We start from the raw sequence: 23,418 nt of genomic DNA, 5'->3' as shown, positions 1-23,418 counted from the left end.
TTCAGTTTAAAGACTAATTGAGTCAAGAAAACTACCAGCTCGAAAATTCTTCATCACGTTCCCTTCTTAGTCTTTCTGTTAAATCAATTTTTGCACCTTTTAATAAATATACTGAAATCTCCTTCTCTCGAGCATTCAGGTTGATGCGCTTAGCAGCTAAATAAACCGTATCGAACAAAGGACGTTCCTCCTTTCTATCTTTGTCTTCATCCCCACCATGGCGCACCAAAATAACATCGGTATACTTTTTTGAAAGATCAAGCCATGAAATATAATCTGCATCAAAGGAAGAAGCAATTAATTGTGGATTTTTCTTGTAATAATTGATGGCGGAAGCTTGACCGTAGTCTTGGCACAACACCAGCAAGCCCTCTTTGTTTGGAAAAGCTGTGTAAACACTGTCAACCACCAAGGCCATCTCCTTCCAACCCAACATATCGGCAAAATCTTGTGGCATGCTATGATCCTTTCCGTCTTCCCAACGAAGCAGGCCATATCTCTTGTAAGTTTCTTGATGCTGAAGAATATAGTCGGGGCCGAAATTCGGGAAGGCAATGAAATACATTCTTGCAAAAACCAACAGCGGCAATGCCATCATCACGTACGTCAGCACTTTCTTCCAGCCCATCGTCCAGTTCTCTGTAATATAAACCGCGCCAAATGCAATGAAAATGGGATACAGGCCAATGGAATAATAATTCTTTGCTTTTAGATAAGTGAAAAGAGACAGCGTAAAAACAAATGTCCAAAACAAAAATCGAAAGGGTTTAAATGCATCGTAACGCCAAAAGGCCAGCAAACTAAATAAGATCACAAAAACAGCACCTGTAAAAAATAACAATTGATCTTTTAGAAAATCAAGTCTGTTTACATTCACCAGCTGTTGCTCTTTCAGCAATTTCATGTGATGCCAAAAAGGAAAATGGTGTTGGTATTGCCAAAACAAATTTGGAAGTACCAGTACAAAAGCCACAAGCACTGCCAAATAGAATTCTTTTCTGACGAATATACTTCTAAGAGGAGTGAGTAATACCGCCGGAATCATTGCTATCAAGAGAAAAGCAATATTGTATTTATTGAGAAAACCGATCGCGAATACTATTGCTGCGAAGTAAAGCCATTTGCTTTGATTGGATTGTACATAAGAAACTCCTGTGTATAGAAATGCTGTCCAACATAAAACATCCAAAGAATTGGGCTGATATAAGGTATTTAAGCGAAGTAAAACCGAAAAGCAAACTCCAAGTGAAGCCAGAACCAGTGCAAACATTGAGCCACCGAGTTTTTCAACAGTTTTCCAAACCAATACCATGGTTAAAGCACCAAACAAGGCGGGAAAAAACTTCACCCAAAAAACTCCATTGCCCAGCCATTTAATAAGGGTAGAGATCCATGAAGTAACGGGAGGAACGGAAATGAAACCCCAATCTAAGTGATTGGCTTGGTCCAAATGCAAATACTCGTCACGCTGCAAATCGTATGCGGAACTCAGCAAAATATATTGGAGAAAGAATTTCAGCAATACAAAGCCAAGAAGGATTAGGTTTCTATTTTTCATGGTTGTAACAAGATACAAAATAGATCTTTTCGTACATTTAATTGAGCACACATTCAACTCTTTTATCATGCAAACCCGTCGCAGTTTTCTTCAACAATCGGCTCTTTTGAGCATGGGGACTCTTGTATCCCCGAGTGAATTATTTGAATCGAAGCCCTACTATTTTGACTTGCATTCACATCCGGGTGCATTTTTCTATAAGGGTAGTGGCGAATATGGTGGCGACGAAGGTGTACACAAAACCTTTCTTGAAATGAATGCGGCCGGGGTTTCAGGCGTGTTTGTGAGTTTGGTAGGCGATATGTCCCTGCTTCAAAAAACTGCCACCGGCATCAAACCCGTAAAAGCTTATGCAAAAGGAGAAGGGAAAGCGGAATATCAAAAACAAATGGGAATCATTAAATCGCTGCTCGCTAAAGAACCTGTTCAATTGGCAACTAAAAAAACATCGATTAACAGCAAATCGTCTCAGGTGGCCGTTTACCTTTCTTGCGAAGGCGGCGATGTATTAGAAGGAAGTACTGATTTGTTAGATCAAATGTATAATGACGGTATTCGTTCATTGCAACCTATGCACTACGCTCCGAATCCGCTCGGTGATGTTCAAACAGAAGCCCCTCAATTCAACGGGCTTTCTGCAGTAGGAAAAGAAGTGATCAAAAAATGTAATCGTTTGGGGATTCTAATTGACATGGCTCACGCCAGTTTCGATACGGTAAAAGATACAGCAGCCATTACCACAGCTCCTTTGATCTTATCACACAGCATTCTTCAATTAGCCGAAGAACGCCCTATTGGCAAACGAGCCATCAGTATTGAGCATGCTAAACTCATTGCATCAACGGGTGGTGTGGTAGGCGCTTGGCCCTCGGGCTTCAATACAAGCTTCGAAGATTATGTAACCAATATTAAACGTCTTATTGACGCCATCGGAATTGATCATGTTGGAATTGGAACAGATATGGACAGCAATTTCAAACCCGTACTCAACTCCTATTTGCAATACCCCACCCTTGCAGCCGCATTGGAGAACAAAGGATTTACTAAAGAAGAAGTGAGAAAAGTGATGGGAGAGAATGCGAAGCGAATAGTGAGTAATTAATAATTAATAAGTAATAATTAATAATGGGACAGCTCGAAATTAAAGAGACCCCTTCAATTCACATCCAACCGTTAACCAATCTAATGTCCTCTTATCAATGCTCTTGTCTCTACGTGGGAATTGGCATATCGCCAGATGTTGTATATTCGTTCAGTATGTATAATACAAATTGCCTGCATATCAACCTGAGCTCACCAAAACCCACCAACACTAATTCTTACCCGTATCAACCTCCATCACCTTCGCTGTCAAACCTCTCACCGGTCTTAGTAATTCCAATCCCACCCCAAAACCCAGAAACTCTCTATCCAATTCTCGATTCGGTATTACATGTATACTAAAATAGGACCACCCACTTTTTTGATACAGCAATTGCTGCGTTTTATGTATGGGCTTGGTGATAATATAAGGTGAATTGTTATAATCGGCCCGAAACTGAATTTCAATTGGCTTCTCATCTCGGCCACGTGTAACTCCTACAATTGGATCGAAATAGGTTTTGGGATCAAACCATTGATCTTTGTAATACACCGCAGATTTGCATACCCGAAATCCTTTGATACGATCTAGGGCCAAAGCCATGATATTCTTGCTTTTATTATGACACCCAAATAAAAACCATCTGTTTCTGTATTCCTTTAATAGATACGGATGAAGCCAAATCACACTTTTGCCACGAGCTTTAAAACTTTGATATTCGATGGCTAGCACTTCCTTGTTTACGATATGCTTGTACAAAGGTTCTAGCCAATTCAATCCCGTCAGCAATTCATTCTTCTCAAAATCAATCACCGGATCAACCTTGTTCTGTTCACTATAGATCTTGTCCTCAAGTCGTTGCACCATTTCCGACACTTCCCTAAAATGATGAAAACCCTTGAACTGCTGCAATAGCTGCGACACTTCTTGCAGTATTTCTAAGTCTTGACCACTCAATGGACTGTTCGCAATACTGAAATCGGGGTCTTCATATGTATAGTATTTCTTATCCTTAACCACAATGGGAGCATTGTATCCGAGCGCAGCCCCTCTCATCGCTTGCAAATCTAACCGAATGGTTCTCAAGCTAATAGCCTTACCATACACACCCGCTTCGTCGAGCGCTTGATCGCAAGCCTCCATCAAATCTTCTATGGTCCATTTCCTTCTCCGGTTCTGCAAACAGCGATCAATGGTACGGTAACGAATGAGCGCATTTCGGTTAATGGGCATCTTTTTTTCAGAAAATTAAAAAATAATTTTTACTGTGCAAAAAGATTGCACAGTGGCATTTCAATTTTACATCATGAACGAAACGAATACCAAAAATGATTATAAAAAGCTTGCTGAAAGGCAAGAGTCGTTACAAAAGGAGTGGTTCTGTTCCACCACTGTGCTACAAAAATGCTTTGTTGTATTCAGTAAATGTAGCGACACCAAGTGCGGGTTCGAATCCCGCTTGACGGTTCGTAGTCAATAACTCAACGGCAGAGTACCACTAGGATGTGTAAAAGAGCGTGTTCTCTATAAACAACACAAAGAGCGGTTCCCTCTTTAAAAAGAACAAACCATTGCCCTTACTAACATCCTTCTTGATATTCAAAAACGATGTTCCTGGGCAAACACTTGAACCGGAAAACGATTCTGCTAAAGTGAAAAGCATTCAAAAAAGCTAGGGCTTCAAGTACGATCCTTTTCACCTAAAATGAAATCCAATCCAGTTCCGTGACTTGAACTTGAGTAAGCGCAGTGGTTCTTTTCAATTTTTAGATAACAAGATAAAACTAGACTTATGTTACAGTATTTAAAAGTAAATGAATATCAAATTGCCCTTGTTTTTAAAGGCGAAGTGTATAAGAATATATTGGAAACAGGCAACTACTGGTTGTGGAATAAACATGCCATTACGTTCACTAAAAAAGGAAAGTTCATTCCACCCATTGAGATGCAATACTTATTAGTTGATGAAAAATTAAAAGCACAACTGCATGTTATTGAAGTGGCAGATCAGGAGATTGTTATCGTATTTGAGGACGGTCGTTTCAAAGAAGTATTAACCGCCGGAAACCACTTGTATTGGAAAAGCTTTGTAAACTATAGTTTCCAGCGCTACTCTATAAAGGAATTAGAAGTAGGCACTTCCGTTGATCGTGGTTTGTTGAACAAACCGGAGTTAAGTGAATACATCCGAATGGTAGAAGTGAACAACTACGAACAATGCGTATTGATGGTGAATGGAGTAGTGGAACGAATAATTCCGGCGGGAACCTACTATTTCTGGAAAAACGAACAACGTATCCAATTAGCACGTGCTGATATGCGTATACAACAACTAGAGTTGAACGGTCAAGAGATCTTAAGCTCCGATAAAGCCGGATTACGAATCAATGCTTGGGCGCAATACAAAATTGTAGATGTTTTGAAAGCAGTAATTGATACGAAAGAGACGGAACGCCAATTTCACATTGCACTGCAATTGGTATTGCGTGAATATGTTGCCGGTTTCTCCTTCGATCAATTGTTGGAAAAGAAAGAAAGCATAGCCGCATTTGTTATGGAAAAAGCGCAAACAGCGGCGAATTCCTTAGGATTGGAATTGCTCGGATTTGGGATTCGAGACATCATTTTGCCGGGCGATATTAAAGAAATAATGAACCAAGTGTTGGTTGCAGAAAAGAAAGCTCAGGCCAATATCATCACACGTCGTGAAGAAACCGCCAGCACCCGAAATCTTTTAAATACCGCGAAATTGATGGAAGAAAATCCAATGTTGTGGAAATTGAAAGAAATGGAATACATGGAACGTATCACCGATAAAGTTCAGAGCATTAGTTTGAACTCCGGTGGGAATGTAGTGGGACAGTTACAACAACTGTTCGGCGCTAAATAGAAACTAGAGTCTGGAAAGAAGAGTACCGTTCTCTTCTTTCCTCATATTGAAAACAAGTAATTTTACAATAATGAAGATGAATGGAACCACTTTGAAAGTACTGGGATTCCCTGAATCACCGATAATGGCCGCATTACTGAAAATAGTAAACGAAGAGCTAAAAGATCATAACGAATCAGAACTAACGAATGAATTGAGCGAATTAGCAGCGCATCCAGCTAAATTTATTGAACATCCTGTTTATGGAACCATTGCAAAAGAACTGTGCAAACCTTCGGCCGACGAAGATGTCATCGAATTGAACAATGCACCACTCCAAGTAAATGCCTACGGTGCAGATTTCATTGAAGCGGGAGCTTTTAGTCAGATGCATAACGCTGCTCGACTTCCCATTAGCGTTGCCGCAGCCGTGATGCCCGATGCGCATCAAGGATATGGACTTCCTATAGGAGGGGTATTAGCTACTAAGAATGCTGTCATTCCTTATGGTGTTGGTGTAGATATTGGATGCAGAATGTGTTTGAGTATTTATGAGATCAATCCTTTACTACTGGAAGAAAAGAAAGCCTTTTTCACTCGAGAATTGGGTGCAGCTACCCTATTCGGGTCAGGTGCCGGATTTAAAAACCCTACAGCGCACGAAGTGATCGATCATAAGCTATTTAACGAAATTCCACTTTTAAAAAACTTACAGTCTAAGGCTGCGGTGCAATTGGGAACTTCAGGAAGCGGAAATCACTTTGCAGAGTTTGGAGTGGTCACTATTACTGAATACGATCCTACTGTAGATCTTCAACCGGGAACATATCTAGGATTTCTTACCCATTCCGGATCTAGAGGATTAGGTGCTAATATAGCGGCTCACTATACTAAAATTGCAAAAGAAACTTGCAAGCTTCCAAAAGAAGCGGTGAATCTTGCATGGCTATCGCTCGATTCTGAAGCAGGCATGGAATACTGGTTGGCGATGAATTTTGCAGGTGATTATGCGAGTGCTTGTCACCACGTGATTCACGATAAAATAGCAGCACAGCTAAAGGAAACACCGCTGAAGCGAATTGAGAACCATCACAATTTTGCTTGGAAAGAGATTTTGAATGGCGAAGAAGTGATTGTTCACCGTAAAGGAGCTACTCCAGCCGGTAAAGATGTGTTAGGAGTTATTCCGGGATCCATGACTGCACCCGGGTTTATTGTGAAAGGTAAAGGTGAAGTCAATTCCATTCAATCTGCTTCACATGGAGCCGGTCGATTGATGAGTAGAACAAAGGCAATGGAATCGATCACCCATGCTGAATTAAAATCAATACTTACCGATCACGGTGTAACATTGATCGGTGGGGGACTAGATGAAGCCCCTCACGCCTATAAAAACATTCATGAAGTAATGAATGCACAGCAAGAATTAGTGGATGTAGTGGGAACCTTTCTCCCTAAAATTGTAAAGATGGATGGAGGACAACAGGAAAGAGGGCGGAAGAAGCGAGGAAATGAGGAATGAGTCAATTGGTTGATTTGAGAATTTGGAAGACGCATTAGTTAGAAAATAATATGCAGATCGAGGCTTCGATGATGAGCTATTTGTATGGCTCAATCGAAGCCTTTCCATTTCACCACCCTCCTTGCCCCAATTCAGCAACTCAATTTCCTACCACTCCTCATTATTAACGAATTATTGAAGCTTCCTCATGAGTAATTCAATAGTTTTGAGGAAACACCTACCACATGAGATTAGTGTTACTAGCCGCTTTCCTTTCTACTTTCAGCTTATCTTTAAAAGCTCAAAAGAAAGGCAGCTTAGAACTTTCAATTTCGGGAGGGCTTGCCGTTCCACTCGGAAAATTCTCTTCAACGGATCAAAACGATCCAAAAGCAGGCTTTGCAAACACGGGTTATGGGATCACAATCAACTACTCCTATTTCATTAACTCGGTAGCAAGCATAGAAGCGATGGTACTAGGCAATTCGAATCCCATCAACAGAAAAACACTGGCCGATCAATTTTCAAAAACCAACTTCAATATTCTTAGTAGCAGTATAACTTACTATCCCAATTGGCAAATAGAAAAAGCGAATTGGAGATCGGCTGCGGTATTGGCGGGCTTGGGAAGTCAATGGACCATGCCCGACGAAGGTTGGCGCTTCAAAGTGAAAGCCATGGCCGGCTACATTTATGTCAATTCTCCGGAGTTCAAGGCTGAGAGCAAAACAGACACTTCGTATGCATTCTTCAATCAGAAAGATTCGGATGGCCGAGGCTTTGCTTTTGGGTTTGGTGGAACAGCAGTAAAAGACCTATCAAAACGATTTGCCATCGGAATTGATCTCTTTAAATTATATACACAACAAATCACCTTTAAACAAGTTAGCAGTAATTTTGGAGGAACCACAGGTGGATTGGTAGTGCCAGGACTGTATGATATCAGCAACTCGAAAGGACCATCCTTTATCGGAGCATTTACCATCGACCAGAAACAAGACTTCGATATTTTCACTCTTCAACTGAAACTAATCTTAAAACTGTAACTTGTACCATGGCCATCCAATCACTTCAACAACTCTTTTCACGCGACTTGAACAAGCTTCGTTCGGAAATAGAAGCCTATCAAAATGAATCGAATATCTGGATCATCGATCAGAAGATATCCAACTCAGCCGGCAACTTAACCTTACACTTAATCGGTAACCTAAATACCTATATCGGCGCAGAAATTGGAAAAACAGGTTATCTGAGAAACAGAGAGCTTGAGTTTTCTGCTAAGGACATAGCCAGAGCCGAACTCATCAATATGATCAATGCTACTATTCACACAGTGCAAAAGAGTCTCGATCTATTAAAAGAAGAAGACCTTGCATCAGAGTATCCGATACTCGTATTCAAAGAAAAAACTTCAATGGAATACATGCTCATTCATTTAGCTACACACCTTGCCTATCACTTGGGACAAGTAAACTATCACAGACGATTACTCGACAAATAGTGTTCTTCCAAGTTCCTATATTTGCGTAAAATTGATTCATGAGTTACGACTTCTACGTTTATTTAGCATTTGTACCAAATACCAGCGAAGCCAGTATTGAGAACCTTTTCTCCTTGTTAAAAGAATATTATCAGAAATCAAACTCAGCCGCACAAGTAGTCCTTGAAGACCAAACAATTTATGTTCGTTTCAAAAACTACGAATTCAAAATAGACTTAAACGAAGAAGAGTATGTAAAAGAAGAAGCAGAAGAACTCAGTACCATTCGACATGAAGATTACCAACAACGCGACCTAAATAAAGATCTACTAAGAACCTACTCCAGACGATTTGAATTAGGTGCTCCGGTGGACCCTAACATGGATTATTTCAACGACAGCCTCTATATTGTTGAAACTATTGAAAAAATAGAGGGAGCAATAATATTTTCATTCTAATCAGTATTTAGCAATAAAATCAAGCACCAACTTATTGAAACGAGGGCCATCTTCTTGAGGGAAATAATGCGATCTCTTGGGCTCAATATGTAGTTCGCCTTTTGGAATATTTGCCGCAATACTCTTAGTATGATTTTCCTTAATCAAATCCTTTTCTCCTGCCATCACCAAAACCGGACAGGATATCTGTTTTAACTCTTCAAAACTATGATTCGGCTCGGTTACCAATAGATTCAGCAATCGAACCCTGTTTCTTCCTTTTGGTGTACTGTCATTTTCAAGTTCTTGTAATTGCACTTTTATCTCTTTGAAAACGCTGTTAGGCACCACAGTTCGGTCGATAAATACATTGGCACCCATAGTAACCAAGGTCTTTATTTTCTTAGGATACTTCATTGCCATGATCAATCCGGTATTACCACCATCGCTCCAACCAACCACATGCACACTATCCAATCCTAACTGATCCAAAAAAGCATTCATATCTTCTGCAAAAAGCTCATAAGTATAGCGGCGATCATCTGTTGTAGACCTTCCATGTCCGCGTGTATCAACTGCAATGACCCGATAGTACTTGGAAAGCTCGCCAATCTGCTTTTCGAAAGAATGAATGTTTTCAGAATTTCCATGAAGAAGCAAAAGCGGTGCACCTTTCCCATATTCCTCATAATACAATCGAACACCATTTACATTTTCGTATTTACCTAAACTATCATTGCTACCATAGCTGGCCACATACGAAACCTCCCGACTGTCTACTATTAAACACAGATTTCCCTGATACGGATTTTGATTCCCTGCTTTAACCTTGGTTCCTTTCAAAGGCATCATCAATCCGGTGTACCAATTCTTCAATTCTGCCGACTCAAATCCGGGGTCTACCATGTCAATTTCTTGCATTTCGCCCTTTTCATTTTCAATGAAAATTCGGAATTGATCGTAAAAGAACTGACCACGTCCATAAAAGATCCCGCCAAGATTCAACCACTGGCCCGTTTTACCAATTTTACCTGTCATTGAATAGAGCGCCCATTCACTTTTGATGATGGGTCGATCGTAGGTGTTTGCATAGAAATCAATTTTACCTTTTGTATCATCGACTCTTACCCACATACCGGCAAAAGCAGAACTGTCTTTTCGTTCAGTTCTAATGGCGGCTTCTACTCTAAATTTCTTTCCGGTAAACTTGGAAACATCTAATCGCTGACTAATAGCGCCCCAATCCTGTCGCGATTGCGCCGAGGAAAAACCCACTAGGAAAAAAAGTACGACTGTCAGTAAGAAGGAACGCATCAACATCAGGGAGTGTTTTAGCTTTTTTTAGCGCGTAATTGAAATACATTTCCTTCGGGATCCATTCCATCAAAAACAGTAAAGGGGTATCCATCCCAATTTTGAATTTCGCCCACGCGAATACCCTTGGCGCTTAAATCGGCATGAGCAGTTTCTATCGGAACGTCTATATCAAAGATTATTTTAACGTTTGACTCGGCTTGGTGGAGCGCTTCATAACCAGGTCCAATTCGGTGCAGACCGATGTCAATACTACCGGCATTCATTAAAATCCACACTTCGCTTTCTTCTTTGATCTCAAATCCAAATTCTCTCGTGTAGAACAATTTCATCCACTCTAAATTGGAAACAAAAAGAACGATCATTCGAGTATTGCAAAGCATAGCAAACAGTTTGTTCCGAAGGTACTCATTTCTTTATTTCAAACTACCGAACTCAACAAAATGATACTCAGGTGAGCACTCAAAAAGCTGTCGCAATATGGCTGCATGACCATTTCCATAGATAACCATAATTCGATCCTTAGGACTAGTGGTAATTTCTTGAATGCGTCGAAAAATGCGAAGATTGCGATTGTACCACCAAATCGATAAAATGTCCGGGCCTCTGGTTCCACTCAGCTTGAAATCACCAATTAGATACGCTCCATAGCCCAAGAGATGGAGCTCCCTTGAATTGATTCGTTTGATATAGTCTAGTAACTTTATTTTAGGGACCAAAAGATCTTCGTAGTTCAACCATTTCTTAAGCATGGTTTCTAGTGAATCAGTGCTCTGAAAGTCAAAATCCTGAAAGAGTGCTTTAAAATAATTCGTATCGAGCTTACTCAAATCGTCGTCGAACGAATTCATATCAATTGAATAAATCGTATCCATTTTAAGTTCGCTGGCCACACGTATGCCCAATTGAACACGTTCATCCCGTTGATCTCTTAACTTGCCTTCTTTGTATTGACGAAGCTTCTGCCCGGCATTCCAACTGGGCCAAGCTTCAATAACAATTTTGGTAGGCTTGAATTTTTTAATGTAAGCAACCAGCTCATTCATCTCCGATTTCTTTGGTTCTTTCAATACGTCTATCTTGTTCTCGTCGCTGGTTTTATGAGCATCAAGGCCCGGATAATCCATATGAAAAGTGCCTACTACTAGAACCTGAGCTTTATCTTTTGGGAAGAAGGAAGAGGCAGATTTTATTTGGCTGAAAGCCCCTACAGAAAGCAAGGTGGAAGCAATAATGAAAACTAATTTGCGCATGGTGTGTTTTAACCTATGACGCAGAGCTATCTAAAAAGTTACAGTTCGCGATTGTTTCTCGAAAAGTTTTCGTTCATACCAAATACTAGGATGAACACGGTCTTTTCGAAAAAAGCCCAGCTGCAGTCGGAATAAGCTTCTTTGAATCACTGCACTGTCTTTCTTGAAACCACAATTCATAACGAGGTAGTTTTCATCTTCTCCTTTCACCAAGGTATACGTACCTGAATCGCAGGCCCTGATTTCGGGTAAGGGTGATATTCGAAAAGTTCCCGGCGTATCAATATTGAACTCATGATAATCATTGAGTTTTTCAGGAATAAATCCATACGATTCAATTAATTGAAACTTGCCTTGAAATAAAGAAGGATCGGGTAAACTCCGCATCAAATGCACGGTATAGATCAAGCCGGAAATGGCGATTAAGGCTAATCCTCGCATCAACCATTTTCCAATCACGATCTTGCGAAGCCACAGAAAGCTATTGGGAAAGAAGAAATAAAACAGGCTGATAAAAAGAACAGCCATGGACGAGTATAATGTGATGAGAATTTCCATGCAATTACCAAAGTTAATTGAAGTAACCAACGCTATAAAATCTTCTCCATCAAAGCTTCATTAAAAGCAGTGTCATAGTAGTACACAATGGTGTCTTCAACTTTCCTCCAACCCTGCTTTAAATAAAATCCCTCTCCAACAGGAGAGGCAGACAATTCAATTCTTACAAAACCATTTTCGGCAGCATAATTTTCTAGGTATTTCAAAAGAGCAGTACCTATTCCCTTTCCAATGTAAGCGACCTTGGTATAGAACCCAACAACCAGGTCTTCGTCTAATCCTATAGATCCCAGAATTTCACCTTGAGATTCTGCCACAAACAAAACTGTTTTGCCTATCCTAGATCGAATGGCTTCAGGAGCATAGTGTCGAAGGAAAACCGCCATTTGAATTTCAGAATAATAGGAAGCAAGGATTGCTTTTGCGTTGTTTGAAATCATGACACTGAGTTCTTCCGCATCAAATTCGGTGGCACGTCGGATGCTAAATTCTAACATGAGGCAAAATTATCATTATTTATCCGGGAATTAGGGGTTGAAAACACGGCAAACTTCTCCTTAGATGCTAATTCCAAAATCCGCAATCATGTATTAAATGAAAAGGTGGGGCGTTTCAACAAGATCCAAGCATTTACACCAATTGCAGCCAGCAAGGGCAGATAGATAATTACAAAGTAGATGAAATAGCTTACTTGTACATTCGGAACAGGCTGTACTTCTACTAATAATTGATCGCCGATGAGCTTCCCGGAAAACAATACCGACCCTACAATATTCCAGCCTAAATGAATTCCAATGGGCGTTAACAAAGAGCCTGTTTTCGTATAGCCCAATGCATATACAACACCCATAATTCCGGTGGTTAAGAACTCAACGATCATGGGAATGGGCTGTCCCAACACCCCGTGCGAAAACCAATGATACACACCAAATGATATGGAAGAAAGAAGTATCGCCCATTTGATACCCAATCGTACAATAAGTATGTAGAACAAAGCGCCTCGAAAAATCAACTCTTCGAACAATACTGATTTAATATTCCACCAAGTTCCTTCTGCAATCAAAGCGATACTAACTTTCGGATTCACTACCCAACGCTCCATGGCCCATATCATTCGAAAGAAATACTGGCTTGAACTAATTAGTAAGGTAAGTAGAAAGAAACCAAAAAAGTCTGTCGATTGTTGTTTCATGCCGCCCCCGCACAATACCATCAACGATTTCTTTTGAAGAAACCACAACAAGGCTGCCGATAATATCAGTTGTACTAAAATGCCTATCATTACTTTTATTTAATTCGAACGAATTCAGCCACCGGATCTCCTAACCAAACATTCATCTTTCCCACTTCGCCTTTCATATTGGTTTCGAAATGAACCCTAAAATCGGGACGATCCAACGCAGACTCATCGGTATAGAATTGATCGTAATGCAAATGTTTCAATAGGAACTTGTTTCCTCGATATACCAAATACAATTGATCATTGGTCCATTCTACACCCATTTCTCCATAAATTGGACTTGAAAACTGTCCAACAAATTCTTTTAAAGGATGAGAGGGGCGCGTATTTTTAACTGCAGTTGCTAAAATAGAATCCTTCGCTTTCTTCTCTGCGGCCAATCCCTTCTTATAATCGTCCATATAGCGTTCGCTCCAAGGACTAGCACTAAGGCCCATCAATCGATCAACCACCGGAAAAGCCATCATAGAGCGTACCGAGCCGGCAGGAACACTGTTGTGTACCATAAAGACGGCAATTCCTTCAGAAGGAATGAAGGTTAGATTTGAATAGTACCCGTCAATTGATCCTGTATGTGTCGCAATTTTGTACCCCTTGTAAGTTTGAATGATGCGTCCTAATCCATACAAACCGTTTGATAACTCCGGCCAGCGACCATCCTTATCGGCAATATTTTGTGGGATGAGTGTTTCTTTAATGGCCGCATCAGGGATCACTTGTACACCATTGTACTTCCCTTGATTGAGCTGCGCAATCATCCAATGACTCATGTCTTCCACATTCGATTTTATAATGCCTGCAGGACCAAGTGCAGGGCATTGTGCATTGAAGGTTTTCTTTAATAACTTATTGGAACTGTCGGGAGCATAGTAAGCCCAAGCAAAATTCCCCGACTTCCTTGTTTCTTCGTCGGTGTAACCGGTTGCATTCATTGCAAGCGGTTGCAAGAGTTTCTCTCGTATCAGATCCTCCCAAGATTTACCCGTTACCGCTTCTTCCACTGCTCCGGAAGCTACAAACATCATGTTATTGTAGATATATCCTTCTCGAAATCCAAACTGCGGTTTCATATAAACGATCTTCTCCAACACTTCTTTTCTTGAAAATGGAGCTGCCACCCAAATGGCGTCATAACGCGGCAAACCGGTTCTATGAGAAAGCATGTCTCGGACCGTTACTTTGGCATTCAACTCATCGTTGGAAAAATTCAGAGAGGGTAAATATGTCCTTGCCGGCTTGTCTAAATTTAATTTCCCTTCTACGGCTAACATGGTTGCCGCCGTTGCGGTAAAGAGTTTTGTATTGGAGGCGATCGGAAATATTGTAGTAGCAGTAACCGGTAATTTGGCTTCTAGATCACGATAACCATAACCTTTGGCATAAATCAATTTGTCTTTATAAACGATACCCATGGCCAAACCTGGGATATTCCAGGCTTTCATGAAACTATCGATGTACTTATCAATATTAGGGAACTTCTTATCAAAAGGAGTGGTTTGCGAAAATGCAGCTCCTGAAAAGCCTATTAGAAAGGCTACAAAAAGGTATTTTCTCATGTTGGAAGGAATATGTAGGAAATTACTAATAATTACCAAGTCCACACGACAAAACTGAAAATTTCGGATTAAGATTAATTGCTATGTTGATAAGTGGCCAAATAGCTCGCTGTAAACCAAAAGACCCAACGTAAGGGGAAAGGGAGAACCGATTAGAATCCAAATTATCACCCACCACTTTTTATCCCCTAACCAACCGCGACGCCAAACATAAAGCGCCTTCAACAGTCCTACAAAAACAAGGGAGATAATAATGGCTTGAAGAATTAGTCCATAGTTATCGTCGTAAGATAAACTACATGCTTTAGCATAGCAATACCAGCAATACGCAGTTTGCAAGAGGAATAATAATTTGATAAGGTTTCGCTTGCCCGGCATTGAATAAGGCGTCTGTTAACATGATACAATTCAGTTAACATAAGGGGAAGGATTTATCGACCTACACTACAAATAAAAAAGGAGAATCCTTAGTTTTTATAATACGATTCGTATTCATCTACAATATCGGTAACGTCAATTTCTTTTACCTGCTTTGTTGGATCAAACAACAATACCGACCATAAACTACTAAGCGTATCTATTTTGATCACATGGCTTCCAACGGTACTTCTAAATCCAATTAGCGGACGCCCACTCACACGAATGGTTTTAACTCCCATACTATCTAAATAATGATGAGCATCACTCGTGTAAAACACAAGATCATCAACCACTGTTGCACGTACTGAAGTGTCAATCTGTTCTTTCCAACGTTCAGCAGCAATACTGTCGGGCTCCAAAAAAACAGCGCATTTCTCATTAAACCAGAGGGTGTCATATTTAGGCCCAATAGAAGCGCCAGTATTCATTCCGGATCCTCCGTTCTCATTGGTACAACCAATAATCAACACCATGAAAGTACCAAGTATTGTAACAAAAGCTCTCATATTCTAACTTTTCTATAATTCATTAAACAAACCTAAATTGCGAAGCAACTGTAGTAATTATTAATTCTTACTTATTAATCCCTCAGTGTTTGATTGCCTGATAATGCTTTTTCAACAGATCCTCGCCATATTCATTCCCCTTCTCTCTCCAAATGCTATGAATATGATTTGCATTTCCACCAAAGCCACTGTTATCAAATTCAATCAAGAAAGTGGGGCCATTCAATACAAAATAATGAGCTTTTCCTTCTTCATAAGCACCAATCCATCCGAAATAAATCTGATCAATTCCGGCCTTTTTGATCTTCTCAAATTCGGCACTTGCTTTCTCATATTCTAAATTAAAAACGTATTCTCGAATGATGTACTCAAGCACTGCTTTTTGAGCCGGATTCATATCTGAAGCTTTCAAACCCCAATAATCGATCAGGCGCTTGCCCGATTCAGCTCCGGTGATAATATCGCCAGGAACTTCCGTACTAAGAGTCGCCTTCTTCTTTTGCGCTTCGCTCAACATTCCAACAAGTCTAATGCCAAGATCCTCTTCCTGTCCTAAAACACGCCAGCCTGCATATTCGGTACTTGGATATTCCGCCGGATCCGTACCCACAAACCAAGGAGTTACTGATAGCTGCTTTCCGGTGAACGTAAAATTAACCGACAAATGGTGCCCTTCTAATTTATACCCCCAAATTGAATCCGAAGGGTTTCCAAAGAAAGCAAAGTAAAAGTTGCGGTGCGACCATTTTAGATCGTGTAGAAATTTATAGCTGTCTGAATCAATCTCCTTCTTGTAATAAAGGCTATCATAGTATTGATTCAGCAAATCATCCAAATGCATGATGCTTCCTGCTTTCAAATACCCTTGTGAACTAAGAGAAGCGGAGAGAATCCGATGTACTAGCTTTCGCTGTTCAATGCTCATATTACCAATGCTCACCCCGGCTCTCGCTCTTAAGCCAACCGGCAGATTGTTCCATTTCAATCGAGCTGTATCACTAAAAGAAAGCAATCCGGCTTTTTTTTGAATTGGATTAAAGGATTGCGCCAACTGAATGCCATAGCTTGTAATTTCTTTTTGATAGGGAGTTTGTCCGTGAACAACAGTACCTAACAGAAGGAAAACAGGCAATAAAACAGTATTCCAAATGAAGTATTTTTTCATAAACTCGACGCCTTTCGTGAGGTAAATTCGTGTTTTTTTAAATATAACACATAAGTCGTTACTATTCTTTGAAAATCATTCTAAGCAGTCTTCTTTGAGCGTATGCAGATAAATGCGGGAAACTGCATTAGTTCTTTGTAGTGTCTCGAATCTAGTTCTTTAAACCTTTCAACAGGTAAAGGCTCCAGAATTCGGTCGATCACAAATCCACTGTTCGTTAGCGGCATAATATATTCTTGCAATGGCCTACGGAAACAGTTTATTTCAACCTTTTTTCCAAAGCCACCCCAAACCGACTTTACATGTTCAATTGAGAAGTAGGACTTCGACCTGTAATAGTTATAGTCAAAAAAAGGATGTTCCAAAGAGATTATCAATATGCCACCGGGCTTTAGCAGCCTATTGAACTCTTGAATGGTAGGATTCCAATCTTCTACATAGTGGAGCGCTAATGCACATAAAACAATATCAAAAGATGTGTCGGAGAATTGAGGTAAAGGATCACTTAGGTCGTGAACAAAAAAGGAAGAGGTATCACCAAGGCGCTTTTGGGCAAGTTCAATCATTTGAGGGCTAAAATCGAAACCAACTACCTCCGCTCCTCTTTCCTTCAATATTTCAGCATATTTCCCCGGACCACAGGCTGCATCTATAATTTTCAGGCCCTTTACATCGGGAAATAAAGAAAGTGTGTTCGGCCGATCGTAGTAAGCGTTGTGAGGCTTGTGCTCAATCAACTCATTGTATTTTGCTGCAAGCTGTTCATAAGCAGCAAGAATCTTTTCCTTTATCATGTAACAAAGGTAAGAAACCGATCAGAACGACTTATTTAGAAGAAGGCACTTCCGCTAAAGAACGATAGATGATCTTATTCTTCTCCAAACCCACTTTCACCATTTTATCTGCTCCTGAGCTGGGACCGCCTATCCTCAACACCGCATCACAATGACTGATCAAATCAATTGCAACCGGATGAAAAATCTCATTGAAAACAGCATCACCAATTTCGCGCGACCCGGCGGCTTTAATCAGAGGCAAAGCAAACCATTCTCCCAAAACCGGCATATGCCCCATTCTGTATAAAAGAAGGGCTGTATCAGTCATTGCCTGTACATTTTGCTCTATAAGATGCGGATCGTCATTCGTTCCGGATCGATATGGGCCTGCTACCAAAATCATCATCTGTTTGTTCTCCATAGATAACTATCTGAATTTTTTGATTAGAAAAAACACTAAGATGGCTAAAACAAAAATTGCCAAAACGATCCAATTCTCTGTTTTCTTACTGATTGTAAATTGCTTTTGTTGTTTTGGAATAGAGTCGCTCGAACTCTGATAATGTTGCTTATAAAGAAGAGAAAGGTCTATTTCATTTAGTGAAGTATGTTGCAATGCCTTGGCTATGGATATAACCGGCACCGAGTGGTCAATGCGTTCATCAGGATCTACCAAAAATCCCAATTTTGAGCTGTACAACAAATAACCTTCTTCACTTATAATGCATGCGTCTAAAAATTTTGCAAGTTCTGCAAGGTCATAATAGAGTTCAAAATCAAAAATGGGATTGGCATTGATCGAATTGCTGTCTTCCGAAATCCATAAAAGAGGCAACCACTCTTGCTGAGCCTCATGCCAAATAAGCAAAGTATCTGAAGCCCCTTCATTTTCTATTTTTAAGTCGCTTCTATCCTTACAAAATTCTTGTACTCCTTGAATAGTAATAGCAGTAGCATTGGTAAAGCTATCATCATAACGAACCAATCCAATTGTATAAGGCATTTGCGTCTTTTCTCAAATCTACAAAAAAAGACTATTCCATTTTTTCGCCCTTGTAAGGAATAGCATTGTATCTTAGAAAAGTAAACAGTGCTTCTAAAGACTTGAAGTCTCGATCCAGAAATTGGATCGTTTGATGTGATTTAGTTTCAATCGCTACTCCATAATTTTCAGATTTTGACGAAGGAGTGGTTGTTCGGAAATAGCCTTCCAAGTCATCGACACTCAACTCAATAGTTTTGTAGAAGTAATTAAATTTCACCTTCTTTTTCTCTGTATTTACGTTAATAGATAGTACCCTAAAGAAGGTCCACACGAGAAAAAGAATACCAAAACTCAATGGAATGCTAATCACCCAAAACTGAAAAGGATGGGAAAACAGCTCATGTTCAATGTAAGAAAGAATGAAATAGGTGAGGGTAAGAGCGGCCAGAACCAATAGTCCAAACCGAATGATGATGCTGGCATAGCTTGGGGCAATTGTTTTCATACTTCGATAATTTTAAATGAATAGAAATAATGCAGCTTTTTAAAAGCAGCATTTTCAAATAATCGAATAGCAATCGTAGTTTAAAGCAATGCCTGGCAAGAATCAATCCACTATGAATATACATAGTTTATCATATCAAACCGAAACCTTAACTAATGTGAAGGAGTGTCGGCATCGTCACGTAGAAATCCCTCATATGGGTGCTCTCTGGCCCAGTCTTCCAGATTATCGCGGATGTTCTTTATTGTGTAGAAAATATAAATAGCAATGATGATTCCAAGTGAAAATCCAAAGAAAACATACACCCCAAAAACACCCAATACCACCAACATTCTCCAACCTACTTTAGTGCAAAGCTCTTCATCTAATTCAAATTTGTTGGCCAATTGGTTACCAATGATACCCGACCAACCAAGAAAAAACCAACTTACCAATGCTGCAATAATAGAGAACCATTGCATTGGTTGAAGTTCAGGGATTATATAGGCAGAAAAAATAGTTAATCCAAAAGCGATTACTGAAACAATTATCGCAGAAAGCGCATATACACGAACAAAACTTAATTTAAACATAACGGCTAGTGTTGTTTGAATAGAATCAAAATTCCATTTAAAGTAAAGTACGCATTTTTTAGTCGTCTTTTCTTTACCGCGGCGGCGCAGCGATCGCAGCGTTCTCGCAACGCCGGCAGCCTCACTGTATTTCCTCCATCTTCCCTCCTACCTAATGTATTCCGGTTATTCCATTATTAATAATTAATTATTCCCCCTGTTCCTGCCCATCTTCCTTCTTTGTCCATCCTCCCTCCTCGTCTCCTCTCATCCTCGTTCCAGCTTCGCGGCTGTTCCATTCTTAATTATTAATTCCCCTCACCTATTCTGCTCACTCACCCAATGAAACGGCTTCTCAGAAAGCGGGAAAGGCTTGATTCTTCTTTTTACCCTTACAAATAATGAGTCGGGTCGGGGGTAAGACCTCAGTTCAATGGTCGTACTGTCTTTTATGGAAAAAGTGAATTTTACAATGGGTAAGCTGTCATTCGAGGTACGTTTCAAGCTCAAATAAGTGTTGGTGCTATCGAACTCCATACTGAAATAGGCCCTGCCATAGCGCTTTCTAAACCTAGAATCAGTAGCATTGATACTACCAGAATAGTTCTTGTCGAAAATAATATCCCTCCATAATACTGAATCTACTGTTCCTACTTGCAAGGTATCCCCTTCTTTTACTTGTTGCACTACATCATAAACACCCGATTGAAAAGGTTTAGGTTCTTTTGCTGCTTGCACGTTCTGATATCCTTCAATACCCCCCATTACTCCATACACAATATTCACCAACACGAAAATCCATTTCCAAATTCTAGCCGCCCAAATGGCCTTTTTGGTTTCGAAGGGGAATACAAACACCTCCGTTGGTTTTGCAAGATTATTAAAAGTAAACGCTAGAAGCCTTGGTGCCTCCTGAGCCAATAAATACAAACTCAGAATGGTTAGCATGATGGAATTGATCTTCACCGGTATGTCATAGCTCAAATTCAACATCATCACGTTCAAGAAAACTGCGAACGCGCCAATCACCCCAAGCAAGCTTGTCTTCCTAAAAATCAACAACAAGGCTACAGCAACTTCGGCAGCACCTGAGAATATTTGATACGGACCCGAATAACCAATAAACATCCAAGAAAAACGCATGGGTAAGAAATCACCCAAGGGCGTTGCCAATTGACTTAAATTGGGAAAAGGCATCTGCAACATGAATAGCTTAATGATTCCATAGCCAAGTCCGGTTACAATTAAGAAATAGCGTATGCACAAACAGAACCAATAGTTCAACTTTACATAGTGAGCGCGTTTACGATCCAGTATCGACCATACTATCATCCCTACAACGCCAATTAGCAAAGCGGCACAAACATGCATCCATTGTTCCGGATAATCGCCGTTACCATTGGGCGTTAATGCAGCGGGTTTAATGTGAAAGAACCAACTGTTTAATACGCCATTTACTTTCTCTAATGCGGTATAATAATACTGTACAAGGTAGGCCACTCCCGGAATGAACTCAAAGAAAACAACCGGCGGAAGCAACCAAACGATGTAAATAAAGAAGAAGCGAAAAAAGGCCTTTCTGCCAAATGACCATGGGCTTAGGGATGATGCGTCGAACTGCATAGTGCTAGTTTTGATTTCTGGTTAAGAAATAAATCTACAATTTTTCTTGATTCTTACTAACGAATGCGTACACCGGGATATATATTCTCAACAATTGCCCCCTTATTCAAAAGCAGTACACCGTTCACCACCACATACTCTACTCCGGTAGAAAAGGAAAGTCCTTTTTCGAAACTGGCATTGTCTTGAACCGTTTCGGGATTAAAAATGGTAATATCGGCATCCATTCCTACCTGCAGACGCCCTTTTTTCTTCATGGAAGGTGCAATGGTTTCCAATCGTTTTGCGGGTAATAGAGTCATCTTTTCCAATGCTGTCATCAATTCAATTACCTTTTCTTCTCTAACGTATTTTGCCAATACCCGAGAGAAAGTTCCTGCAGTTCTAGGATGTGCCAATGGCGCATAACCCATTCCGTCGGATGCGATCATCACTCCCGGTGCAGCTATACCCGCCCTTATCCACTCTGGTTTCATCATGTGCATAATGGCTAGTCCACCTTCTTTACGGTACTTTTCAAAACTTTCTTTAGTTAATCGTTCACCGGTCGACACCAATTGGATATCTTGATAAGTCATCCCAAGTCGCTCTTGCCAACCATCGGTGAAGATGGCACTTTGAAGAGAGGTGGATGCCGCTGTGTAGGGATAAAGTTCAGTCGTAATATCTAAGCCTCGTTTTCTTGCGGCTTCAACCAAATTAATGGCAAACTGAATATTCCCTAAACTCATACTATTAATGTGTACAATGTGCAAAGAAGCTCCGGTGAGAGCAGCGTTAGAGATAGCTTCTTGAACAGCATATACATTCGGATCACGAACATGCGAATACACTAGTGTTTTCTGTTGCACAGCCAGTTGAAATACATGAAAGAATTCTACAGGTCGTGTAAACTTCAAGTAGCCAATAGGGGCTCCAATACCGATCCCTCCATCTTTTAAACTTGATTTAATATTTTGATCCATCTGAATTCGCTCGTCTTCAGTCAACGTATCTAAAAACGAAGGAGCCATGGCGTTGTTGGAAACAACGAGATCAGAGTTACCGGCGATGGTAATTTTCTTCAATTCTTCTGCAGCGGCCTGGTATTTTTTCATTGCCCGAAAACGCTCGAACGGCCAATTCACGCTGGCGCCGAAGTTGATCAAAGCTTTATGCTCGCGTGTTGCATACCATTCTTTCAAATTATCGACGCCCCATTCCAGCTCCAAGGAAGTGGTAAGTCCATCATGTACTTGGTATTCTTGTTCTTTATTGGTTCTTCCGTGTGCATGCAAATCAATGAAGCCGGGAGCTACCACCATGCTTTTTGCATCAATGGTTTGTTTGCCTTTAATCGTTTCCTTCGTGATAATTACAATTTTATTCCCCTTAATACCAATATTTCGAATGGCGTCTAGTTTGGTTTCAGGATCTATCACCCTTCCGCCAATAATAACAAGATCGTATACAGAGTTTTGTGCAGAAACCGATACTCCTAATAGCAGGAGTAGCAGTAAATAGAAGGTTTGTTTCATAAAAAAAAGACCTCATATTAGAGATCTTACTAAAGTTACGGTTTTCTTGTTTTGATTCACTGCGCTCACATTTTAGATCCACCTAATCGGTAACCCTGATTCCGGGGATTTTAGAAACGACCCAAAAGTACACGCACCATTAGATTCGTGCTTTCTCGGTGTCTTTAAAATCGATCTACTTATGAACCATCACTTTTTGAACCAAGCTATCGGGTCCAAGCTTTATTACGAGGGTTATGGTGTGGAGCGGGAAACTGCCAATTCGCTCTTGTTTTACTTGATAGAAGAGATAGTCCTTGTCAGCTCTAGTAGGTTCACCTAAATCGCGCAGCAATGAGTCTTTGGTTACACCATGGAGATCGTGGTGATCCATCAAATCCTTCAACATCCAAATTCGATTGGGGAAATCAGGACCATCTGATTCTTTCCATTTAATTGAATCAAATGCCATGGGCTGCTTTGTTTCATCGCTTTGATGACAAGATGCCATAACAAGGAGACTCGGAATAAGAAAAAGTTTTCT

Annotated in this window: 25 protein-coding genes; 6 read left to right on the top strand and 19 right to left on the bottom strand. The window is 40.3% G+C overall.

Going from position 1 to position 23,418, the window contains the following annotated elements; genetic code table 11:
- Positions 1-31: 31 nt before the first annotated feature.
- A complete protein-coding gene (locus tag ACQ2HE_RS03785) occupies positions 32-1,558 on the bottom strand; it encodes a glycosyltransferase family 39 protein (RefSeq protein ID WP_430901479.1) in 1,527 nt (508 codons plus the stop codon).
- 67 nt (positions 1,559-1,625) lie between these two features.
- On the opposite strand from ACQ2HE_RS03785, the gene ACQ2HE_RS03780 reads away from it, so the two are divergent.
- Entirely contained in the window at positions 1,626-2,660 is a 1,035-nt protein-coding gene (locus ACQ2HE_RS03780; protein ID WP_430901477.1) for a dipeptidase, read from the top strand.
- A 210-nt stretch (positions 2,661-2,870) separates the two neighbouring features.
- Here the strand turns inward: ACQ2HE_RS03780 and ACQ2HE_RS03775 are convergent, their stop codons facing one another.
- Positions 2,871-3,872, bottom strand: coding sequence for a helix-turn-helix transcriptional regulator (locus ACQ2HE_RS03775; RefSeq protein WP_430901475.1), 1,002 nt, complete (start codon positions 3,870-3,872; stop codon positions 2,871-2,873).
- A gap of 559 nt (positions 3,873-4,431) precedes the next feature.
- Here ACQ2HE_RS03775 and ACQ2HE_RS03770 point away from each other — a divergent pair.
- The 5 genes from ACQ2HE_RS03770 to ACQ2HE_RS03750 all read left to right on the top strand — a co-directional run bounded on the left by ACQ2HE_RS03770 (position 4,432) and on the right by ACQ2HE_RS03750 (position 8,947).
- Complete coding sequence (locus ACQ2HE_RS03770) at positions 4,432-5,529, top strand: slipin family protein (protein WP_430901473.1); 1,098 nt, start codon at positions 4,432-4,434, stop codon at positions 5,527-5,529.
- Between the two features lie 70 nt (positions 5,530-5,599).
- Complete coding sequence (locus ACQ2HE_RS03765; RefSeq protein WP_430901472.1) at positions 5,600-7,030, top strand: RtcB family protein; 1,431 nt, start codon at positions 5,600-5,602, stop codon at positions 7,028-7,030.
- A gap of 224 nt (positions 7,031-7,254) precedes the next feature.
- Positions 7,255-8,055, top strand: a complete 801-nt coding sequence (locus tag ACQ2HE_RS03760; RefSeq protein ID WP_430901471.1) for a hypothetical protein — start codon at positions 7,255-7,257, stop codon at positions 8,053-8,055.
- 8 nt (positions 8,056-8,063) lie between these two features.
- The gene (locus ACQ2HE_RS03755) at positions 8,064-8,510 is read left to right on the top strand and encodes a DUF1572 family protein (RefSeq protein ID WP_430901469.1); all 447 of its coding nucleotides are present in this window, start codon (positions 8,064-8,066) and stop codon (positions 8,508-8,510) included.
- A gap of 38 nt (positions 8,511-8,548) precedes the next feature.
- Complete coding sequence (locus ACQ2HE_RS03750) at positions 8,549-8,947, top strand: hypothetical protein (RefSeq protein ID WP_430901467.1); 399 nt, start codon at positions 8,549-8,551, stop codon at positions 8,945-8,947.
- Here ACQ2HE_RS03750 and ACQ2HE_RS03745 read toward each other — a convergent pair whose 3' ends face one another.
- From ACQ2HE_RS03745 to ACQ2HE_RS03665, 17 genes are all read right to left on the bottom strand, one after another.
- Entirely contained in the window at positions 8,948-10,246 is a 1,299-nt protein-coding gene (locus tag ACQ2HE_RS03745; protein ID WP_430901466.1) for an alpha/beta fold hydrolase, read from the bottom strand. It lies immediately after the preceding gene.
- An 11-nt stretch (positions 10,247-10,257) separates the two neighbouring features.
- Positions 10,258-10,623 carry a VOC family protein gene (locus ACQ2HE_RS03740; RefSeq protein ID WP_430901464.1) on the bottom strand — a complete coding sequence of 122 codons (366 nt, stop codon included), beginning with the start codon at positions 10,621-10,623 and terminating at the stop codon, positions 10,258-10,260.
- 33 nt (positions 10,624-10,656) lie between these two features.
- Positions 10,657-11,493, bottom strand: coding sequence for a DUF5694 domain-containing protein (locus ACQ2HE_RS03735; RefSeq protein ID WP_430901462.1), 837 nt, complete (start codon positions 11,491-11,493; stop codon positions 10,657-10,659).
- Between the two features lie 30 nt (positions 11,494-11,523).
- Positions 11,524-12,051 carry a hypothetical protein gene (locus ACQ2HE_RS03730; RefSeq protein ID WP_430901460.1) on the bottom strand — a complete coding sequence of 176 codons (528 nt, stop codon included), beginning with the start codon at positions 12,049-12,051 and terminating at the stop codon, positions 11,524-11,526.
- Positions 12,052-12,083: 32 nt separating this feature from the next.
- Positions 12,084-12,548, bottom strand: coding sequence for a GNAT family N-acetyltransferase (locus ACQ2HE_RS03725; RefSeq protein WP_430901458.1), 465 nt, complete (start codon positions 12,546-12,548; stop codon positions 12,084-12,086).
- An 86-nt stretch (positions 12,549-12,634) separates the two neighbouring features.
- Entirely contained in the window at positions 12,635-13,333 is a 699-nt protein-coding gene (locus ACQ2HE_RS03720; protein ID WP_430901456.1) for a CPBP family intramembrane glutamic endopeptidase, read from the bottom strand.
- A 5-nt stretch (positions 13,334-13,338) separates the two neighbouring features.
- The gene (locus tag ACQ2HE_RS03715) at positions 13,339-14,847 is read right to left on the bottom strand and encodes a serine hydrolase (protein WP_430901454.1); all 1,509 of its coding nucleotides are present in this window, start codon (positions 14,845-14,847) and stop codon (positions 13,339-13,341) included.
- A gap of 467 nt (positions 14,848-15,314) precedes the next feature.
- Positions 15,315-15,773 carry a hypothetical protein gene (locus tag ACQ2HE_RS03710; RefSeq protein ID WP_430901452.1) on the bottom strand — a complete coding sequence of 153 codons (459 nt, stop codon included), beginning with the start codon at positions 15,771-15,773 and terminating at the stop codon, positions 15,315-15,317.
- Positions 15,774-15,855: 82 nt separating this feature from the next.
- Entirely contained in the window at positions 15,856-16,938 is a 1,083-nt protein-coding gene (locus ACQ2HE_RS03705; protein ID WP_430901450.1) for a DUF3500 domain-containing protein, read from the bottom strand.
- An 80-nt stretch (positions 16,939-17,018) separates the two neighbouring features.
- A complete protein-coding gene (locus tag ACQ2HE_RS03700; protein WP_430901448.1) occupies positions 17,019-17,732 on the bottom strand; it encodes a class I SAM-dependent methyltransferase in 714 nt (237 codons plus the stop codon).
- Between the two features lie 31 nt (positions 17,733-17,763).
- Complete coding sequence (locus tag ACQ2HE_RS03695) at positions 17,764-18,135, bottom strand: hypothetical protein (protein ID WP_430901446.1); 372 nt, start codon at positions 18,133-18,135, stop codon at positions 17,764-17,766.
- A gap of 6 nt (positions 18,136-18,141) precedes the next feature.
- On the bottom strand, positions 18,142-18,717 hold the full coding sequence (locus ACQ2HE_RS03690) for a hypothetical protein (protein ID WP_430901444.1): 576 nt from the start codon (positions 18,715-18,717) through the stop codon (positions 18,142-18,144).
- Positions 18,718-18,748: 31 nt separating this feature from the next.
- Positions 18,749-19,204, bottom strand: a complete 456-nt coding sequence (locus ACQ2HE_RS03685) for a hypothetical protein (RefSeq protein ID WP_430901442.1) — start codon at positions 19,202-19,204, stop codon at positions 18,749-18,751.
- 152 nt (positions 19,205-19,356) lie between these two features.
- Positions 19,357-19,776 carry a hypothetical protein gene (locus ACQ2HE_RS03680; RefSeq protein WP_430901440.1) on the bottom strand — a complete coding sequence of 140 codons (420 nt, stop codon included), beginning with the start codon at positions 19,774-19,776 and terminating at the stop codon, positions 19,357-19,359.
- A gap of 297 nt (positions 19,777-20,073) precedes the next feature.
- Positions 20,074-21,378: a hypothetical protein gene (locus tag ACQ2HE_RS03675; protein ID WP_430901438.1), complete on the bottom strand. Its 1,305-nt coding sequence runs from the start codon at positions 21,376-21,378 to the stop codon at positions 20,074-20,076.
- A gap of 56 nt (positions 21,379-21,434) precedes the next feature.
- Positions 21,435-22,895, bottom strand: coding sequence for an amidohydrolase family protein (locus ACQ2HE_RS03670; protein ID WP_430901436.1), 1,461 nt, complete (start codon positions 22,893-22,895; stop codon positions 21,435-21,437).
- A 175-nt stretch (positions 22,896-23,070) separates the two neighbouring features.
- Positions 23,071-23,385, bottom strand: coding sequence for a hypothetical protein (locus tag ACQ2HE_RS03665; protein WP_430901434.1), 315 nt, complete (start codon positions 23,383-23,385; stop codon positions 23,071-23,073).
- Between the last annotated feature and the right edge of the window lie 33 nt (positions 23,386-23,418).

Source organism: Endoryza foliicola, from assembly GCF_050589245.1.
Taxonomy (GTDB): domain Bacteria; phylum Bacteroidota; class Bacteroidia; order Chitinophagales; family Chitinophagaceae; genus Endoryza; species Endoryza foliicola.
This window is presented reverse-complemented; position numbering and strand designations above follow the sequence as displayed.

What these genes read in the sequence shown, in the direction of transcription:
- ACQ2HE_RS03785 (WP_430901479.1), bottom strand. Translation starts at nt 1,558, where the DNA reads ATGAAAAATAGAAACCTAATCCTTCTTGGCTTTGTATTGCTGAAATTC.
- ACQ2HE_RS03780 (WP_430901477.1), top strand. Translation starts at nt 1,626, where the DNA reads ATGCAAACCCGTCGCAGTTTTCTTCAACAATCGGCTCTTTTGAGCATG.
- ACQ2HE_RS03775 (WP_430901475.1), bottom strand. Translation starts at nt 3,872, where the DNA reads ATGCCCATTAACCGAAATGCGCTCATTCGTTACCGTACCATTGATCGC.
- ACQ2HE_RS03770 (WP_430901473.1), top strand. Translation starts at nt 4,432, where the DNA reads ATGTTACAGTATTTAAAAGTAAATGAATATCAAATTGCCCTTGTTTTT.
- ACQ2HE_RS03765 (WP_430901472.1), top strand. Translation starts at nt 5,600, where the DNA reads ATGAAGATGAATGGAACCACTTTGAAAGTACTGGGATTCCCTGAATCA.
- ACQ2HE_RS03760 (WP_430901471.1), top strand. Translation starts at nt 7,255, where the DNA reads ATGAGATTAGTGTTACTAGCCGCTTTCCTTTCTACTTTCAGCTTATCT.
- ACQ2HE_RS03755 (WP_430901469.1), top strand. Translation starts at nt 8,064, where the DNA reads ATGGCCATCCAATCACTTCAACAACTCTTTTCACGCGACTTGAACAAG.
- ACQ2HE_RS03750 (WP_430901467.1), top strand. Translation starts at nt 8,549, where the DNA reads ATGAGTTACGACTTCTACGTTTATTTAGCATTTGTACCAAATACCAGC.
- ACQ2HE_RS03745 (WP_430901466.1), bottom strand. Translation starts at nt 10,246, where the DNA reads ATGTTGATGCGTTCCTTCTTACTGACAGTCGTACTTTTTTTCCTAGTG.
- ACQ2HE_RS03740 (WP_430901464.1), bottom strand. Translation starts at nt 10,623, where the DNA reads ATGCTTTGCAATACTCGAATGATCGTTCTTTTTGTTTCCAATTTAGAG.
- ACQ2HE_RS03735 (WP_430901462.1), bottom strand. Translation starts at nt 11,493, where the DNA reads ATGCGCAAATTAGTTTTCATTATTGCTTCCACCTTGCTTTCTGTAGGG.
- ACQ2HE_RS03730 (WP_430901460.1), bottom strand. Translation starts at nt 12,051, where the DNA reads ATGGAAATTCTCATCACATTATACTCGTCCATGGCTGTTCTTTTTATC.
- ACQ2HE_RS03725 (WP_430901458.1), bottom strand. Translation starts at nt 12,548, where the DNA reads ATGTTAGAATTTAGCATCCGACGTGCCACCGAATTTGATGCGGAAGAA.
- ACQ2HE_RS03720 (WP_430901456.1), bottom strand. Translation starts at nt 13,333, where the DNA reads ATGATAGGCATTTTAGTACAACTGATATTATCGGCAGCCTTGTTGTGG.
- ACQ2HE_RS03715 (WP_430901454.1), bottom strand. Translation starts at nt 14,847, where the DNA reads ATGAGAAAATACCTTTTTGTAGCCTTTCTAATAGGCTTTTCAGGAGCT.
- ACQ2HE_RS03710 (WP_430901452.1), bottom strand. Translation starts at nt 15,773, where the DNA reads ATGAGAGCTTTTGTTACAATACTTGGTACTTTCATGGTGTTGATTATT.
- ACQ2HE_RS03705 (WP_430901450.1), bottom strand. Translation starts at nt 16,938, where the DNA reads ATGAAAAAATACTTCATTTGGAATACTGTTTTATTGCCTGTTTTCCTT.
- ACQ2HE_RS03700 (WP_430901448.1), bottom strand. Translation starts at nt 17,732, where the DNA reads ATGATAAAGGAAAAGATTCTTGCTGCTTATGAACAGCTTGCAGCAAAA.
- ACQ2HE_RS03695 (WP_430901446.1), bottom strand. Translation starts at nt 18,135, where the DNA reads ATGGAGAACAAACAGATGATGATTTTGGTAGCAGGCCCATATCGATCC.
- ACQ2HE_RS03690 (WP_430901444.1), bottom strand. Translation starts at nt 18,717, where the DNA reads ATGCCTTATACAATTGGATTGGTTCGTTATGATGATAGCTTTACCAAT.
- ACQ2HE_RS03685 (WP_430901442.1), bottom strand. Translation starts at nt 19,204, where the DNA reads ATGAAAACAATTGCCCCAAGCTATGCCAGCATCATCATTCGGTTTGGA.
- ACQ2HE_RS03680 (WP_430901440.1), bottom strand. Translation starts at nt 19,776, where the DNA reads ATGTTTAAATTAAGTTTTGTTCGTGTATATGCGCTTTCTGCGATAATT.
- ACQ2HE_RS03675 (WP_430901438.1), bottom strand. Translation starts at nt 21,378, where the DNA reads ATGCAGTTCGACGCATCATCCCTAAGCCCATGGTCATTTGGCAGAAAG.
- ACQ2HE_RS03670 (WP_430901436.1), bottom strand. Translation starts at nt 22,895, where the DNA reads ATGAAACAAACCTTCTATTTACTGCTACTCCTGCTATTAGGAGTATCG.
- ACQ2HE_RS03665 (WP_430901434.1), bottom strand. Translation starts at nt 23,385, where the DNA reads ATGGCATCTTGTCATCAAAGCGATGAAACAAAGCAGCCCATGGCATTT.